At 60.4% G+C, this 15581-nt stretch carries 17 protein-coding genes and 1 pseudogene; 12 read left to right on the forward strand and 6 right to left on the reverse strand.

The annotated features are described in order from the left end of the window. A pseudogene (locus GG26_RS02300) lies at positions 1–111 on the forward strand (IS200/IS605 family transposase); the annotation flags it as partial. A gap of 225 nt (positions 112–336) precedes the next feature. Here the strand turns inward: GG26_RS02300 and gshA are convergent. After that, on the reverse strand, positions 337–1473 hold the full coding sequence (gene gshA, locus GG26_RS02305; protein WP_041438083.1) for a glutamate--cysteine ligase: 1137 nt from the start codon (positions 1471–1473) through the stop codon (positions 337–339). 130 nt (positions 1474–1603) lie between these two features. Here gshA and GG26_RS02310 point away from each other — a divergent pair, with 130 nt between their 5' ends. From GG26_RS02310 to GG26_RS02335, 6 genes are all read left to right on the forward strand, one after another. Continuing rightward, positions 1604–3043, forward strand: a complete 1440-nt coding sequence (locus GG26_RS02310) for an NAD(P)/FAD-dependent oxidoreductase (protein WP_414388705.1) — start codon at positions 1604–1606, stop codon at positions 3041–3043. Further along, positions 3040–4317 carry a hypothetical protein gene (locus tag GG26_RS02315; protein WP_414388707.1) on the forward strand — a complete coding sequence of 426 codons (1278 nt, stop codon included), beginning with the start codon at positions 3040–3042 and terminating at the stop codon, positions 4315–4317. Before GG26_RS02310 ends, GG26_RS02315 begins: the two co-directional genes overlap by 4 nt. Positions 4318–4374: 57 nt before the next feature. Beyond that, positions 4375–4827 carry a hypothetical protein gene (locus GG26_RS02320; protein WP_011429404.1) on the forward strand — a complete coding sequence of 151 codons (453 nt, stop codon included), beginning with the start codon at positions 4375–4377 and terminating at the stop codon, positions 4825–4827. A gap of 117 nt (positions 4828–4944) precedes the next feature. After that, complete coding sequence (locus GG26_RS02325; RefSeq protein WP_011429403.1) at positions 4945–6246, forward strand: gamma-glutamyl-phosphate reductase; 1302 nt, start codon at positions 4945–4947, stop codon at positions 6244–6246. 132 nt (positions 6247–6378) lie between these two features. Then, entirely contained in the window at positions 6379–7020 is a 642-nt protein-coding gene (locus GG26_RS02330; RefSeq protein WP_011429402.1) for a hypothetical protein, read from the forward strand. Between the two features lie 2 nt (positions 7021–7022). Continuing rightward, positions 7023–7397 carry a DUF3493 domain-containing protein gene (locus tag GG26_RS02335; RefSeq protein ID WP_011429401.1) on the forward strand — a complete coding sequence of 125 codons (375 nt, stop codon included), beginning with the start codon at positions 7023–7025 and terminating at the stop codon, positions 7395–7397. 19 nt (positions 7398–7416) lie between these two features. Here the strand turns inward: GG26_RS02335 and GG26_RS02340 are convergent, their stop codons facing one another. After that, positions 7417–7794: a hypothetical protein gene (locus tag GG26_RS02340; RefSeq protein ID WP_011429400.1), complete on the reverse strand. Its 378-nt coding sequence runs from the start codon at positions 7792–7794 to the stop codon at positions 7417–7419. A gap of 241 nt (positions 7795–8035) precedes the next feature. Between GG26_RS02340 and psaC the strand changes: the two genes are divergently transcribed. Further along, positions 8036–8284 (forward strand): photosystem I iron-sulfur center protein PsaC, encoded by a 249-nt coding sequence (gene psaC, locus GG26_RS02345; RefSeq protein ID WP_011429399.1) that lies wholly within the window; start codon positions 8036–8038, stop codon positions 8282–8284. 160 nt (positions 8285–8444) lie between these two features. On the opposite strand, the gene nadD is transcribed toward psaC, so the two are convergent. Continuing rightward, positions 8445–9068, reverse strand: a complete 624-nt coding sequence (gene nadD, locus GG26_RS02350; protein WP_011429398.1) for a nicotinate-nucleotide adenylyltransferase — start codon at positions 9066–9068, stop codon at positions 8445–8447. Beyond that, complete coding sequence (gene ruvA, locus GG26_RS02355) at positions 9065–9679, reverse strand: Holliday junction branch migration protein RuvA (RefSeq protein WP_011429397.1); 615 nt, start codon at positions 9677–9679, stop codon at positions 9065–9067. The genes nadD and ruvA overlap by 4 nt, the downstream gene beginning before the upstream one ends. Positions 9680–9795: 116 nt before the next feature. On the opposite strand from ruvA, the gene GG26_RS02360 reads away from it, so the two are divergent. Then, the gene (locus GG26_RS02360) at positions 9796–10731 is read left to right on the forward strand and encodes an alpha/beta fold hydrolase (RefSeq protein WP_011429396.1); all 936 of its coding nucleotides are present in this window, start codon (positions 9796–9798) and stop codon (positions 10729–10731) included. Positions 10732–10740: 9 nt separating this feature from the next. Here GG26_RS02360 and GG26_RS02365 read toward each other — a convergent pair whose 3' ends face one another. Continuing rightward, positions 10741–11277 carry an HNH endonuclease gene (locus GG26_RS02365; RefSeq protein ID WP_099812453.1) on the reverse strand — a complete coding sequence of 179 codons (537 nt, stop codon included), beginning with the start codon at positions 11275–11277 and terminating at the stop codon, positions 10741–10743. A 469-nt stretch (positions 11278–11746) separates the two neighbouring features. Here GG26_RS02365 and GG26_RS02370 point away from each other — a divergent pair, with 469 nt between their 5' ends. Continuing rightward, positions 11747–12064 carry a metallophosphoesterase family protein gene (locus GG26_RS02370; protein WP_414388783.1) on the forward strand — a complete coding sequence of 106 codons (318 nt, stop codon included), beginning with the start codon at positions 11747–11749 and terminating at the stop codon, positions 12062–12064. Between the two features lie 36 nt (positions 12065–12100). Here the strand turns inward: GG26_RS02370 and GG26_RS02375 are convergent, their stop codons facing one another. Next, the gene (locus tag GG26_RS02375; RefSeq protein WP_414388711.1) at positions 12101–13012 is read right to left on the reverse strand and encodes a cation diffusion facilitator family transporter; all 912 of its coding nucleotides are present in this window, start codon (positions 13010–13012) and stop codon (positions 12101–12103) included. A gap of 143 nt (positions 13013–13155) precedes the next feature. Here GG26_RS02375 and GG26_RS02380 point away from each other — a divergent pair, with 143 nt between their 5' ends. Then, positions 13156–14574, forward strand: coding sequence for a UDP-glucose dehydrogenase family protein (locus GG26_RS02380; protein WP_414388713.1), 1419 nt, complete (start codon positions 13156–13158; stop codon positions 14572–14574). Further along, positions 14571–15518 (forward strand): UDP-glucuronic acid decarboxylase family protein, encoded by a 948-nt coding sequence (locus tag GG26_RS02385; RefSeq protein WP_414388715.1) that lies wholly within the window; start codon positions 14571–14573, stop codon positions 15516–15518. The genes GG26_RS02380 and GG26_RS02385 overlap by 4 nt, the downstream gene beginning before the upstream one ends. Positions 15519–15581: the final 63 nt, after the last annotated feature.

Raw genomic sequence — 15581 nt, forward strand, 5'->3', positions numbered from 1 at the left:
TACAATCACTACAACCATGGTGTGGGGCTAGCGGTTGTTTATCTTATTTTTTGGCTAAAGAGAAGGAAAGAGGTCTTGGTAGGAGAAGTCAGGAAGAGGTTGTTTGAGCTATGAAACTATATCAACGACCCCCATCATGGGTAAGCGACCAAAGTCGCTAGCGGGCTTTTCCGCCCCGCACTCAAGTGCGGGGCTACCAAGCTATCCTTTTGTGTGGCTCGGCAAGCCCTAGGGGAAGTGGTGGAGCCTGTCTAGGCGAATCTAAGTCAGGTTTGAACTGGGGATCTGGTGGGGGGCAGGCACCGGACTGAGAAGCGCCCACCGTTGGGCAAAGGCTTAGCCAACAAGCTGGCAGAGGGTCTCTTGTCTTTCTCGGTCTTGTTCGGCCAGCTCCTGAATGGCCCGTTGGTACACCTGGGCGGGTGTGGATCCCTGGTCGACCTGCTTCAGCCAGCGCTGGGCCTCGTTGCCCTGTTGGAGCAGAGTTTGCAGGGGAGCCAAAAAGCAGCCCAGGCCCTGGGGTTGGCCGAGGCGCCACGCTTCGGTCAGCAGCTCTTCAATCCACTCCTGGGCCACCCGTTCTCGGCCCGTGCGCCAATCGACCAGACGGGCTCGCAAGGACTCGCGAGCAGCGGCCTGCTCGTTGGCCTCGCAAAGGCTCTCCAGCTCCGTCGGTGTCAAAGGCCCCCGCAAGGGATCCAGCGCTTCTGGCTGGGCCAGCAACTGCCAGAGACGGGCCTCTACCAAGGCAGTGATGGCCAGGGTCATCACCGGATCTGCCACCAGGTCGCAGATGCGCAGCTCCACCCGGTTGAGATGGTAGGGCCGCTCTGGGCCGTTGGGCCGCACAGAGGCCCAGAGGTGGCGCACATTCTGCATCGTGCCCAGGGCCAGTTGCTCCCGCATCCAGGCGATGTAATGGGCGTGATCCCGGAAGAAGGGCACCTGGGCCGGGGTTTTGGGAAACACCTGCCAACGGCTGGAATGGTAGCCTGTCACCTGGCCGTCCAGAAACGGAGAAGAAGCGCTCAGGGCCAAGTACAGGGGAGCTTCCGCCCGCAGCAAACGGCAGGCAAGAAAAATGGCCTCGCTATCCGGCAGGCCAACATTGATGTGAATGCTGGCGGTCACCACCCGCGTGCCGTAGGTGCGCTCGATGTAGTCGTGGTAGGGGTTGTCCGGATCCGAGCGCTCAAAGTGGTCGCTGCCGCCCAAAGCCAGCGTGCTCCCCGGCAACAGGGTGTAGGGGCCAAGGCGGCGCAAAAATTGCCGCAGTTGCAGCCGAGGCCGCAGCAGGGCACAGAGCAGATCCTCGTAGCGGCGAAGGGGCGGAGTGATGTACTCGACGTTGCGCCGATCTGGTTCTCGCACAAACCCCGGCAAAGCCTGGCAGATGCGATCCGACAACCCCACCACTTCTCCGGCGGCGGTGCCGGTGTACATCTCTACCTCAAAGCCCTTGGTCAACAGCACAGGCCAGCCTCCAGCCGCAGCCTCCTCAGTCTAACCTCTACCCATTTTCCCAGGGTTGTGTAGGAAAGGGTTTCTCGCACTACCGTACAATGTCGGCAACGCTTGAAGACGATCGTGGGGAAGGGGCGGCGTGCGGGATCCCATCTACATTCTGGGAGCAGGGCCGGCGGGCATGGCGGCTGCCTACCGCTTGACCCAACTGGGCTTCCCTGTGGTGGTAGTGGAACGGGAAGACAGGGTTGGGGGCTTGGCCAAAAGCATTTGCTACCGGGGGTTCATTCTCGACTATGGCCCGCACCGCTTTTTTACCAAGATCCCAGCGGTGCTGGAGCTGTGGAACCAGGTTTTGGGATCCGAACAAGTGACTGTCCGGCGGCTTACCCGCATCTACTACCGCAAGCACTATTTTCAGTACCCCATTCAAGCCTGGGAAGTCCTGCGCAAAGTTGGCTGGTGGGAAAGCCTGCTCATTGTTCTTTCCTACCTCTGGGCCCAACTTATCCCGCACCCAGCTCCCCAGAACTTTGCCGACTGGGTCAAGGGAAAATTTGGTAGCCGGCTTTTTCAGATGTTCTTCAAGAGCTACACGGAAAAGCTCTGGGGGATCCCTTGTACCGAAATCAGCGCCGATTGGGCTGCCCAGCGCATCAAAGGTCTCAGCCTTGGGCAAGCCATCCGCAAGGCCTTGGGCTGGAAGCGCGGTTCGGTCAAATCCCTGATCGACCAGTTTCAGTTTCCCCGCCTGGGATCCGGACAGCTCTACGAAAAAATGCAGGAGTTTTTGCTGGCTGAGGGTCAAAAGGTTTGGCTAAATACAGAAGTCATCGCCCTTAGACATCAGGGATCCCGGATTGTCGAGCTGCAATTGCGCCATCTCCAGGATGGAAGGGAAACTTGGGTCTCCCCCTCCCACGTCATTTCTTCCATCCCTTTGACAGTGTTGGTGCAGAGCCTGCGGGAACTGCCTCCCCCCCAAGTGCTGCAGGCAGCTCGCAAGCTCAAGTTTCGCAACACCGTTTTGGTTTACTTGATTGTGCAGGGATCCCAGCTTTTCCCCGATAACTGGCTGTATATCAATGAACCAACAGTACAAGTTGGTCGGGTAACCAATTTTGCCAATTGGTCGCCGGCTATGCTCCCCAACCGAGAACAAACCCCCTTGTGCTGTGAGTATTGGTGCAACTTTGAGGATCCCTTGTGGCAAGCCCCTGAGGAGGAATTGCTGGCTTTGGCTGAGAGGGAGCTGCGTCAAATTGGCCTGCTTCACGATCAAAAGATCTACAGTGGCTTTGTGGTGCGCCTGCCCCGCACTTATCCCATCTATACCGGTAGCTATAAAGAAGATTTAGCCATTTTGCAGGAGTATCTCAGCCAGTTTGAAAATCTACAAGTGGTGGGCCGCTACGGCTCATTTAAATACAACAACCAAGATCACAGTTTACTGATGGGCTTGCTGGCGGCTGAGAACATTCTCCGACCCGGTAGTCACAATCTCTGGCAGGTGAACTCCGACGACGATTACCAAGAAGAAATCAAAGTGCCATCTTCACCCTTAACGATTCAGCGATGAGCTTTTCTCTCAGTCATCTGTTGCAGCGAGGTCGGCAGTACCTTGCCCCTTTCTTAGGGCAAATCTTGTTGCCCAGTTTGGCCTTGACAGTGCTGCAGATCTTTATGATCTCCCTCTGGAGTGAGGAGAGTGACTATGCTTCTGCCTTCACAGCCCTGAGTCAGCGGGATAGCTATTGGTATCTCAGCATTGTGCGGCGGGGGTACCAGTTTGTGGGTTTCGACAAGATTGCCTACGAGCAGAGCAACGTAGCTTTTTTCCCCGGCTATCCCCTGGCAGTGGCCGCCATGAGCCGCCTGTTGGGAGTTGACCCTGAACTGGGGCTGTATCTGACTGCCCAGCTCTTTTGCTGGCTGATGTGGATTTACCTTTTCCTGTTTTACCGCCGCTGGCAGATCCCCACTCTTTGGCAAGTTTTGGCAAGTCTGATTATCTTGGTCTATCCCAGCAGTTTTTACCTTGTCGTGGGCTACAGCGAATCCCTCTTCATGGCCAGCTTGTTGGGTTTTTTCTACTGGTTGGCCTGCTTGAATTCGATGAAGGCAGGGCTCCTGGCCGGGATCCACGGTTTTGCGATGAGTGCCACCCGCATTGTGGGTTTGCCGGTGGCGCTGGTTCCCCTGCTGCGGCTATCCCGCCGTTGGTTTTGGACGGCAGGCGCCGTTGTTTTGGCCTTGTTGGGGGGGCTGAGTTTTTTCCTCTACTGTCAGCTCCGCTTCGGTCGCTGGGATCTCTACATGGAGATGCAGCGCTACTTTACCGGCGTCCAGGCCAATTACCAAGCCCTTTTCCAGGCTCATACCTATGTTCTTTCCCCTGAGCGATGGCAGGTCTTGCTCTCTCCTTCTGCACCGCTGCAGGATCCTGGCCTGTGGTCTGATGCTCTCAGCCAACTGTTTGTGTCTGTTACGCTGGGATCCCTAGTTGTTACAGGCTTGCTGGATGGTTTGAGTGTCGTGGCCGGTAAGAGCCGGCGCTGGCAGGAGCGGCTGGGGTTTCACCTAGCTGCCTGGGCTATGTTCTACATCGCTGTAGCCGGCATGAGTCCCCTAGGCCAGCGAAGCATGATTCGCTACTGCCTACCGGTTCACCTCGTGCAAGTGCTGGCCCTCCTGCACTGGGCCAAGCACACAGATTTCGGCTTCCTTCCCCTGTGGGCGCGCCCCCACCTAAGCAGAGTTCTCAAGCTGGGCTATGGGCTTCTGGGCCTGATCTTCCTCGTCCTCAACCAGATCTTGACCTGGCGCTACGTCCACCATCTCTGGGTGGCTTGACCCTGCTTTCTTGAGGATAGGATGTGAGGGATCCCGACTTCTCACCGACTGAGAGCTGTGGCGTTTTCCTCTCCCCACAAGTGGCCTCGGCAGAAATCGTCCCTGCGAGTGGCTCAGCCCATCGAGCCCACCAAAATTTACCCCTGCCCCTGTTGCCACCAAGGTCAGTTGCGCCTGATTACCCTGACTGAGGCTTTTGGCTGCAGCCGTTGCCAGCATATTTTCGCCATCACCCCCGACCGTTTGCACATTGAGCAACTGGCCGTCTCCTACCCCTACCGTAAAATCTGGTTCTGGAACGGCCATCAGTGGGTGTTGCACCGGCAAAGCACTTTCCAGGGATCTGCGCTCTTGGGCCTCACCCTCAGCCTGGGGGTTGCTTTGGCGGTGGGGTTTCTGGGCGTGTTGCTCTTCCCCAGCCAAGCCCAGTTGCTCAGTTGGTTCCTGATTCTTTGCCTGTTGCTGACGCTGTTGATGGTGACGGCGATCCTGCTGCTGCGGCGGCCTTGAGATGCTTGGGATCGTTGCCAGGGATCCCTAGTTTCAGCCCTTGTGGATCTAGCCATTTCTTGTTAGCAGTGGTCAGGAGCAGGTCTGTCGTCGGTCAGCCGGGCAGGAGGGAAGCGAGTGACCGATTTTGGTTCAGCCTTTGACCTCAGCACCACCCTGCGCCAGGTGCGCCGCTTGCTGCCTCAGCTCCAGCGCTTGAGCGGCGAAACCAAACGCCAGGCCCTGCTGGCTCTCTCGCGCCGTTTGCTGGAGCGCTCCGATCTGCTGTTGGAGGCCAATACCCTCGACCTGGAAAGCTGCCGCGAGCAAACCCTGCCGGAGTGGATCCTCAACGGCCTCAAGCTTACCCCCGAGCGCCTGCAGCGATCCGCCCAGTTGCTTGCTCTCCTGGCCCAACAGCCGGATCCCATCGGGAGCCTGGAGAGGGGGTGCCGTCAGGACAACGGGCTGTTTATTGGCCGCTACCGCGTCCCTTTGGGGCTGATCGCCTTGGTCTACGAGATCTACCCCGAGTTTGCCTTGAATGGCATTGGCATGTGTCTCAAGACGAGCAATGGCGTGATCTTGGCCGGCAGCGGCCCCATCCAGAAAACCCATCAGGCCCTGGTCAACCTGTTGGCAGAGACCGCCTACGAGCACGGGATCCCGGAAGGGGCCATTCAAACCCTCCCCGCCCAAGACCAAGCGACCGATCCCCAGGCCGATTCCCCACTGTTGCTGTTGTTGCAGCAAACCCGCTATGTGGATCTGGTGATCCCCTGCGGTCGCCCCGGCTGGGTGGAGTTCCTGTTGCAGGCCAGCAAAGTGCCGACTCTGGTCACGCATCTGGGGTACGGCCACATCTATGTGGATCGCACCGCTCCTTGGCCTTTGGTGAAGTCGGTTTTGTTGGATCCCTTGGCTCGCTATGGCCCAGAAGGGATCCCGATCTATCAGCCCCTCACCCTTTGGCTGCTGATCCACACCGATTGGGCCGCCCATCATCTGACCGCCCTGATTGAAGACTTGCTGGGTCAAGGGATCGATATACAGGCAGCAGCCCCCATTCTGGAGCGATTCCCCCAGCTTCAGCCGCTGGGGGAAGGCTTTGACTCCACAGAACGGCCTCATCTGCGCCTCCAGCCCGTTGCCGACCTGACGGAGGCGATCGCCTGGATCAACAAAAATGGCTGTCGTCAATCGGAGACGATCCTCACCGACAGCCAATCGGCAGCCCAGCGCTTTCTCCAGGAGGTGGATGCCGCCCTGATCCACATCAACACCTCTCCCCTCTCGGCAGGCCGGGGAGCCGGGATCCCCACCTTGGGAGCGTTTCGCGACCTGTCTTTGGGCATTTCCACCCAGCGGCTGCACGTGCGCGGGCCCATCGACCTGGAAGCCTTGACAACGGTGAAGGTAGTGGCTCAGGGTGACCTGTAGCAGGGGAAAGTTGGGATACCGAACTGCTGTTCTCCCCAAAAGCCAAGAGATGGCGTGAGACTAGAAAGGGAGGAATGCCGGCCCCGTCGTCCGACGTCCAACCCAGCCCAACAGACAGGGGGGAGAACTCCTTTGGGGATTGACCTGCGCAGTTACGTGTTTTTGGATCGGCTCCAGCCCCAGTACGCTGCTTATCTGGGCACGGTGGCCCAGGGCTTTTTGCCTCTGCCAGGGGATACTTCCCTCTGGGTCGAGATTTCCCCCGGCATCGAGATCAACCGCGTTATGGACATCGCCCTCAAAGCCACCTCGGTAAGGCCGGGGCTGCAGGTGGTGGAGCGCCTCTACGGCCTTTTGGAGGTACACTCCAGCAACCAGGGGGATACCCGCACTGCCGGTCGGGCCATCCTGGCGGCTTTGGGGGTGAGCGAAAAGGAGCGCCTCAGGCCGCGCATCATCTCCAGCCAGATCATTCGCAACATCGATCCCCACCAAACCCAGTTGATCAACCGTTTCCGCCGCGGCCAGATGCTCCTAGCCGGCCAAACCCTCTACATCCTGGAGGTGCAGCCGGCAGGCTATGCCCCCCTGGCCGCCAACGAGGCAGAAAAATCGGCCCGCATCAACATCCTCGAAGTGATGCCCTTTGGCAGCTTTGGCCGCGTCTACTTGGGCGGGGAAGAGCAAGATATTCTGGCTGCCTGTCGGGCTGCCGAGGAAAGCTTGGCGGCGATTTCTGGCCGGGATCCCCTACTATTGCCCGAGGAGGTGTAGCCGTGGCAACATCGGAGCCCAAACCTTCCCCAAAACCTGGCTCGCCCCTGCCCCCAGGTCGGGATCCAGCGGCAGATCGGGTGAGGCTGCTCACGGAACTGGCCGCCCCCTACCGCAGTCTGCGGCGCTTTGTCTACCTGGCGGTGGGTTTTTCGGCCACCATCGGGGCATTTGTATTTTTCTTTCGAGCCTTGGCAGGGCGGGATCTGGAGACCACCCTGCCCAGCTTGGCCTTACAGTTAGGGATCCTGGCCGGCGCCCTCGGCCTCAACAGGCTGGAAAGCCACTCCCAGCAAAAGCTGGTCAGACGGATGAAGCAGCGCCTTAGCAGCCAAAAAGACTCGCCCCGTCCGCCCGAGGGCGATGCCCCGCTTTAGGGCAGGGACGGCTAGCCTGTCAATAGTCCCAGTCCCCTTGGCGGGGATCGGAGTCGTCTTCCTCGTCGGCGCTGGGAAGATAACGGCGGGCTTCCTGGGGCCACTTTTGGGCTATTTGGATGGCAAGAAAGGCCGCGAGAGCCACTAAAACTGCCAAGGTGAGAATTGGAATCGCCAGGATCACCACTGCGCCCAACACGTAGATGGCCACCTTGGGCAAGGAAGGATCCACCCTCCAGCCACGCCTGTACACCCAGTCGGTGAGCTGCCGATCCCAGCGGCGCAGGCGAGGTATGTTCTCCGCATAGATTTCCTGGAGAATGCCGGCCAAAACGGGCCCCAGGCGGTGCATTTGGCTTCGAGTTTGCCTTCTCCAATTCCGCAGCGAGCGTCCCATTCGTAGGATCCTTGCCCTGTCCTTCCTCAGGCAATCCTAGCCCAACCGCGAGGGCGACCTTCCCGTCGGCGCGGCAAGGGATCCCTGGGGATGTAAATTTGTTTGAACATTTGGATCGCAGATCGGGGTGGTTTGGCAGGACTACAGTACACTGAAGGCACCCGTGCAGTGGTGTTGCTGCCACGCCCTTCGGTAAACCTTTTTTTTTTAATCTTTCAAACAGCTCGACTGGAGAACGCTAATGGCTCACACGGTCAAGATCTACGACACCTGCATCGGCTGTACTCAGTGTGTGCGGGCCTGCCCTACTGATGTGTTGGAAATGGTGCCCTGGAAGGGGAACAACAAGGCCGGCATGATTGCCGCAGCCCCCCGCACCGAAGACTGTGTTGGCTGCAAACGCTGTGAGACTGCCTGCCCCACGGACTTCTTGAGCATCCGCGTCTACCTTGGCCCCGAAACCACCCGCAGCATGGGCTTGGCTTACTAAGCCATCGGCAGGTTGGGTTGCAATTTTCATTTGAGACAAGCCTTCCTACTTTCAGCGAAACAGCCTCTCTTCAGCCCCTCCTGGCTGGGAAAAAGTTGGGCGGGCTGTTGCTCTAGTGAACGGGTTTATCGGAGAGGAGGGATCCCTCCTCTTTTTTTCTTCAAGGGTCGAGGTAGAGCCGGTGTTGGCGAATGTAGTGCTCCACAGCAGGGGGCACCAGGTAGCGGATGGATCCCCCCTTTTGGATTTGCTGGCGCAGGTAGGTGGAAGAGAGCGTTAGGGTGGGGGCGTCCAGGATTGCTGCCCGGATGGGCAGCTTTGCGGCCACCGACCGCAGCACTTGGGCGGCGTCGCCGGCATCGATACGGGGGGCAACAATCCAATGGCAGAGGCGGGCCAATTCTTCCGCCTGGTACCACTGGGGCAGATCCCGCAGGGCATCCACGCCGATAATCCAATACCACTGGGTATCCGGCTGCTCTTGCATCAGGCTGCGCAGCGTCTCGATGGTGTAGGAGGGGCCGGGACGGCGGATCTCCAGGTCGGAGCAGGCAAAGCGCTCGTGGTCGGCAATGGCCAGCTTCACCATGGCCAGGCGATCGGCTTTGCTGGCGCCGGCGGCCAAGGGCTTGTGGGGAGGATCCCCTGCCGGCATCCACAGCACCTGATCCAGGTTGAACTGCCAGAGGGCCTGCTCCGCCATGATCAGATGGCCGTGGTGGACGGGGTTGAAGGTGCCGCCCAGAATGCCAATGCGGCGCTGCTGGGGATCCGGAGGGCTCATGGCTGCCGGCTGAGGTAGGTGATGGCATCCCGCAGCCACTCTTCCGTTGGGCGGGGTTGGGAGGGCAAAGCTTGCAGGGCCGCTTGAATTTCTTGGAGGCTGTAGCCGAGGGCCAGCAAGGCCATTTCCACCTCTTCCCGGATGGCCGGAGGCGGCCCGCCGGCCAGGGGGCGATCGGCGTTCTCCAGGCCTTGTCGCCAGTGGGCCAGCTTGGTTTTCAGCTCCAAGGCTAGCCGTTGGGCCGTTTTGTGCCCTACCCCTGGCGTGAGGGAAAGTAGGCGCACGTTTTCGGTCACCACTGCCTGAACCAGCTCCGGCAGGCCGAAGGTATTCAGCAGAGCCAAGCCCAAAGCCGGCCCCACCCCCGAAACTTTGATGAGCTCCACAAACACATCGCGCTCGGCTGGCGAGCCAAACCCGTACAACACCAGCTCGGTCTCTCGCACCACCAAGTGGGTAAACACCCGCACGGGCTCTCCGATGGGGGGCAGTTGCTTGAGAAAACGCGCCGGGGCCTTGACCCGATAGCCGATCCCCTGCACCTCAACGGTGAGGCTACTGCGCTCTCCCCATTCGATGGCGACGAGGTGGCCGCTCAAAAACGCGATCATGCTGCGAGTCCAATCCGTGTTTAGGATACGCTGCTCGGCTACAGCTCCAGAGTCGGCCGAGCAGAATCTAAAAGAATCTAGAATACTTAAATAACAAAAGCTTACAAGCGACCTCTATGGCTTCAACATCGGCATCGGCCACTCCTATCTCGGCACGCTGGATTTGGCGGGGGCAATCCGTCCATTACGTCAAACAGGGCGAGCAGGGGCAGCCTTTGCTTTTGGTGCACGGCTTTGGGGCTTCCACCGACCACTGGCGTAAAAACATTCCCGAATTGGCTCAACACTACCAGGTCTATGCCATCGATTTGCTCGGCTTTGGCCGTTCGGCCAAGCCCAACTGGGACTATCGCGCCGAGATCTGGCGGGATCAACTGCGGGATTTCTGTCAACAGGTGATCCGGCGGCCTGTGGTGGCCATTGGCAACTCCCTGGGCGGCTATGTGGTGCTCAGCCTGGCGGCAGAGTGGCCGGAGTGGGTGCGGGGGGTGGTGCTGCTTAACGGGGCAGGCGGCTTTTCCACGGTTAAGGGATCCCCATCTGGCTGGCGGCAATGGCTGGGTGGCCTGGTAGGCTGGGGCCTGCGCCAGCGCCTGGTGTCTTACCTATTGTTTCAGTATTTGCGGCAGCCGCGGGTGATTCGCTCCAAGCTGAAGCAGGTCTATTACGACCCGGCGGCAGTGACGGATCAACTGGTGGAAGACATTCATCGCCCCACGCGGGATCCGGGGGCTGCCGATGTGTTCGTGGCCCTGATGCGGGGCGGGCAGAAGGGGCGCTATGTGGACGAGCTGCTGCGCAGCTTGGTGCGCCCCCTGTTGTTGATTTGGGGCGAACGGGATCCCTGGATGCGGGTCCGCGAGCGCTCTAAGCTCTACCGGGCTCACTACCCTCAGGCGGTGGAATACTTCCTGGAGGCCGGCCACTGCCCTCACGATGAGCGCCCCGAAGAGGTCAACGCCCTGATCCATCGCTGGATCGAGCTGGGGATCCCGGCCACCACCTCTCCTCCCCTTTCCAAAGCAGCGCCGGTCTCAGACCTGCATCCTTAGCCTTGGGAGCTAGGCGGGCTTGACTGCCAGCTCCGGCGGCGGATCCCCTTCCAGGCCGATGGCGTACTTCAGCCATTCCCGATGGGATCCGCTGCCGACGGCTTTGGAGATTTCAAAGTAAAGGGTGCTGTGGGGGCGGCGGGGCTGGCGGAGCAAGGGCATGCCGGCCTCCCAAGGGGTGCGATTCCCTTTTTTCACGTTGCAGCGCACACAGGCGCTGACTACATTCTCCCAGGTATCTTCACCGCCGCGGGAGCGCGGGATCACGTGATCCAGGGTTAGGTCTTCGCCGTAACAGCCGCAGTACTGGCAGCGGTGCCCATCGCGGTAGAGGACATTGCGCCGCGTCAGGGGGATCTCCTTGTGGGGAACGTGAACGTAGTGGCGCAGGCGGATGACGGTGGGCAGAGGGATGTTGCCGTAGACTACTTTGCCATTGTGCTCGATTTGCTCGGCCTTGCCCTTGAGCAAAAGGACAACAGCTCTGCGCCAACTGGTGATGTTGAGCGGCTCGTAGGAGGCATTTAAAACCAAAACCTTGCCCATAGTGCTACGCACCGCTGACGAAATCCCCTACCGGATCTGAAAGGCGCCAGCTCTCTTGAAGTTACGCAAAATCTTAACACAGCTTTAGAGGCGAGGTAGCCCACTTCACTCCGGTAAAACCTCGGGTTCCCTTCCCTCTGCCGGCTCAGCACAACAGGATCCCGACGTGGTGGATCGAGATCCCGAGGCACTTTCTAGCCCTTGCTGTTAGAGCCGGCCCTAATCCCAGGCAGGGTGGGCTTCGGCTGCTGAGGCTGCTCCGGCTCGCGGCCGAAGTTGGTAATCAGAGTTAGAGATTGGGCTTTTTCAGCTCGATTTGCTCCCCGTCGGCCTCCCCAGCCGTCACCTGTAAGGTGGCCTTGCCGAGGTTATCCCGGAGATCCTCTGCCAAAAGACCGGAATCCCCCCAGGGGCAATCGGGCCTTGCGCCGGATCTGTCCTTTGGGATCATCTCAACCGGTTTCATTTGGTGAAGCTAAGCATCCCGGCTCTGGAGCAGGTTTTGCAACACCGGATGCAGTTGCTCTTGGATTTTTTGCTGCTGCCGAGGGATCTGACCCAGCACGGGGAGCCAGAAAACCACGCTTGGTTGGCAGAGCGGCTGGCCCGTTTACCTTTTCCGGCTTTTGTGGTGCCCGGCAACCACGACGTGCCCCAGCCCGAGGCATTGGCAGAGTTTCCCCGCTACTACCGAGCTTTTGGCTATGAGGACGGGCTTTCCACTTTCTTTCCACTTTCTTTCCACTTTCTAGGAATCCCCCCGAAGGGGGAAATCTACCCCCATTAAACCCACGCAGAGCAAGGAATGCAAGGCCCATTGTGGCTAGGAACGGGATCCCTCGATGTGGGAGTAGGGCTCCAGGTGGATGGTGACCCGCACCGGCCCGTAGCGCTGCTGCAGCAGTTGCTCCACCGCTTCGGTAAGGCGATGGGCCGACTCCACATCCAGCGGCTCCACCACCATGTGCATTTCGATAAAGATCATCTGCCCCGGGATGCCGCGGGAGGTGATGTCGTGGCAGTCGAGGATCCCGGGCAGGCTGAGAACCAGCTCCCGCAAGGTTTTGGGGGGGATAGCCACCCGGTCGGTTAAGAAGGGAACGTTTTCCCGCAGCACTTCCCAGCCGCTCCAGAACACCAGCAGCCCCACCGGCACCGCCAGCACCTGGTCCAGCCAAGGGATCCCCCAATAATGCATGCCGGCCAACCCCAGCAACACCGTCAGCGTCACCCCAACGTCGCTGAGGGTATGGCGCGCATCGGCCAACAGCAGCGAGCTGGACAGAGCTTTGCCCCAGCGGTGCTCGTAGAGGGTGACAAAGACATTAATGCCCAGCACGCCCACCATCATCCCCAAGGTCAGCTCATCGATCTGCAGGTGGGGCTGGGGCTCCCAAAACCGCTCCACGGCTGTGCGCAGGATCTCCAGGCTGGCCATCCCCAAAAAGGCGGCGATCCCCAGCGCTCCAATGGCTTCAAACTTGCGATGGCCGTAGGGATGGTCGTCATCGGGCTCTGGCGAAGAAAAGCGCATGGCCACCAAGCCCAAAATGTTGCTGGCGCTGTCGGTGGAGCTGTGTAGGGCATCGGCAATGAGGCTCAGGGATCCCGTCGTCAGCCCCAGGATTAACTTGATCAGAAACACCAGGACATTTAGCCCTAGCGTGACGTACAGCACCCTCTGCACTTGGCGCTGACGGCGGCTGGCTATGGCAGCAGAATCCAGAAAGCTCACTGCAGCTCGAGCGGGGATCCACAGATATCCTGCTTTATTCTGCCACCAACCTCAATGGGGGTAAGGGATCCCAGGGGAGTGGGGTATCCTAACGGTGAGCTGCGGGGGCATGGGGGCCATCCGTTCGGGAGCAAACGCTGAGTATGCACGTTGCTGTGGTAGGCGCTGGCTATGTGGGCCTGGTAACAGGGGCTTGCCTGGCTCACCTAGGAAATAGCGTTATCTGTGTGGACAACAACCCCGCCAAGATTGAAGGGCTGCAGCGGGGTCGCCTGCCCATCTACGAGCCCGGCCTGGAAGAGCTGGTGCGGGCTGGAACTGAGGCCGGTCGGCTACACTTTACCACTGATCTTGCCCTGGGGGTGCAGGCCAGCGAGGTCATCTTCATTGCCGTAGGGACGCCAGCTCTGCCCAGCGGTGAGCCAGACCTGCGCTACGTAGAGGCTGTAGCGCGGGAGATCGGCCAGCACCTAGACGACCGCTACCGGGTTATTGTTAACAAGTCTACTGTCCCCATCGGCTCCGGCGACTGGGTGCGCATGCTCATCCTCGACGGCGCCGCCGAGGCTGTCCAGCAGCGCCTAAGCAGCCAACAGATGGCCCTGGCTGGGGGGGATCCCACCCCCTCCTCCCTGGCCACCCTGGACAAGTCTCCCTGGGTGCCGCCCTTCGACGTGGTCAGCAACCCCGAGTTTTTGCGGGAGGGCAGCGCCATCCAGGATACCTTCTACCCGGATCGCATTGTGATTGGCTCCAGCAGCCCCCGCGCCGTCGAGATCCTGCGGCAGCTTTACGAGCCCATCCTCAGCCGCCAGCAGGGCTTGGGCGGGGATCCCGTGCCCTTGCTGGTCACCGACCTGGCCTCGGCCGAGATGATCAAATATGCGGCCAACGCCTTCCTGGCCACCAAGATCAGCTTCATCAACGAGATCGCCAACATCTGCGAGCGCACTGGCGCCGACATCACCCAGGTGGCCGAAGGGATCGGCCTCGATAAGCGCATTGGCCGCGCCTTCCTCAACGCTGGTCTAGGCTGGGGAGGGAGCTGCTTTCCCAAGGATCTGGCCGCTTTGATCCAGACGGCAGCCGACTACGGCTATGAGGCCAAGCTGTTGCGGGCCACCGTCGAGGTCAACCGCGAGCAGCGGCAGCGCCTGCTGGAAAAGCTGCAGCAGGCCCTCAAGGTGCTCAAGGGCAAGACCATCGGCCTTCTGGGCCTCACCTTCAAGCCCCACACCGACGACCTGCGGGATGCGCCGTCCCTGACCCTCATCGAGCAGCTCCACCGGCTGGGGGCCAAGGTAAAAGCCTATGATCCCATTGTGTCGGCTTCGGGGATGCGGGAGGGCCTGGCCCACGTGGTGGTGGAAACAGACGTGTTCCGCCTGGCCCAGGATTGCGACGCCCTGGTGCTGGTGACCGAGTGGCCGGAGTTTTTGTCGCTGGATTACCGGCGCCTTGCCGAGCTGATGCGGCGGCCCCTCATCCTCGACGGCCGCAACTGCCTTGACCGGCAGGCCGTTCAGCAGGCGGGCATTACCCTGATTGGAGTGGGCTGGTGAAGATCCTGGTTACGGGTGGTTTGGGGTTTATCGGCTCCCATCTGGTCAGCCGTCTGCTGCAGGAGGGCCACACGGTGATCTGCCTCGACAACGGCTACACGGGGCGGGAGGAGAACCTGCAGGCCCACCGCAACAACCCTGCCTTGACCTTGCTGTGGCACGACGTGGCCGAGCCGCTGCCGCCGGAGCTGGAGAAAGCGGGAATTGAGCAAATCTACCACCTGGCCTGTCCCGCCTCGCCGCCCCACTACCAGGCGGATCCCATCCGCACCATCCGCACCGGCGTCTGGGGCACCTACCACCTGCTGGAGCTGGCCCAGAAAACGGGGGCCAGGTTCCTGCTGGCCTCCACTTCAGAAGTGTACGGGGATCCCCAGGTGCACCCCCAGCCGGAGGACTACTGGGGCCATGTCAACCCCATCGGCCCGCGGGCCTGCTACGACGAGTCCAAGCGCCTGGCCGAAACCCTGACCTTTGACTGGCAGCGGCAACACCAAACCGAGATCCGCGTGGCCCGCATCTTCAACACCTATGGCCCGGCCATGCGGGAAGACGATGGCCGTGTGGTCAGCAACTTCATCGTCCAGGCGCTGCGCGGCGATCCCCTCACCGTCTATGGCGATGGATCCCAAACCCGCAGCTTTTGCTACATCGCCGACCTCATCGAAGGCCTGGTGCGCCTAATGAACAGCTCCTACCCTGGCCCCTTTAACCTGGGCAACCCGCAGGAGGTCACCATTCTAGAGTTGGCTCGGCAGGTTTTGGCCCTCACCGGCAGCTCTTCTCCCATCGTCCACCGGCTTCTGCCCACAGATGATCCCAAGCAGCGCCGGCCCGATATCGGCAAGGCCCGCGCCCTGCTGGGCTGGGATCCCCAGATTCCTCTGCAGCTTGGCCTGGAGCTGACTATCCCCTACTTTCGCCGCCGGCTGGGCCTGGAGTAGAGGATCCCTCTTGTCCTGGCGGGGCAGGCAGGAGGGTGGGCAGAGCTCGACAAAACCGTCATA

Source organism: Synechococcus sp. 'PEA 65AY6A-5F PE A' (assembly GCF_047462575.1).
Taxonomy (GTDB): domain Bacteria; phylum Cyanobacteriota; class Cyanobacteriia; order Thermostichales; family Thermostichaceae; genus Thermostichus.

What these genes read in the sequence shown, in the direction of transcription:
- GG26_RS02315 (WP_414388707.1), top strand. Translation starts at nt 3,040, where the DNA reads ATGAGCTTTTCTCTCAGTCATCTGTTGCAGCGAGGTCGGCAGTACCTT.
- GG26_RS02340 (WP_011429400.1), bottom strand. Translation starts at nt 7,794, where the DNA reads ATGGGACGCTCGCTGCGGAATTGGAGAAGGCAAACTCGAAGCCAAATG.
- psaC (WP_011429399.1), top strand. Translation starts at nt 8,036, where the DNA reads ATGGCTCACACGGTCAAGATCTACGACACCTGCATCGGCTGTACTCAG.
- nadD (WP_011429398.1), bottom strand. Translation starts at nt 9,068, where the DNA reads ATGAGCCCTCCGGATCCCCAGCAGCGCCGCATTGGCATTCTGGGCGGC.
- ruvA (WP_011429397.1), bottom strand. Translation starts at nt 9,679, where the DNA reads ATGATCGCGTTTTTGAGCGGCCACCTCGTCGCCATCGAATGGGGAGAG.
- GG26_RS02360 (WP_011429396.1), top strand. Translation starts at nt 9,796, where the DNA reads ATGGCTTCAACATCGGCATCGGCCACTCCTATCTCGGCACGCTGGATT.
- GG26_RS02365 (WP_099812453.1), bottom strand. Translation starts at nt 11,277, where the DNA reads ATGGGCAAGGTTTTGGTTTTAAATGCCTCCTACGAGCCGCTCAACATC.
- GG26_RS02380 (WP_414388713.1), top strand. Translation starts at nt 13,156, where the DNA reads ATGCACGTTGCTGTGGTAGGCGCTGGCTATGTGGGCCTGGTAACAGGG.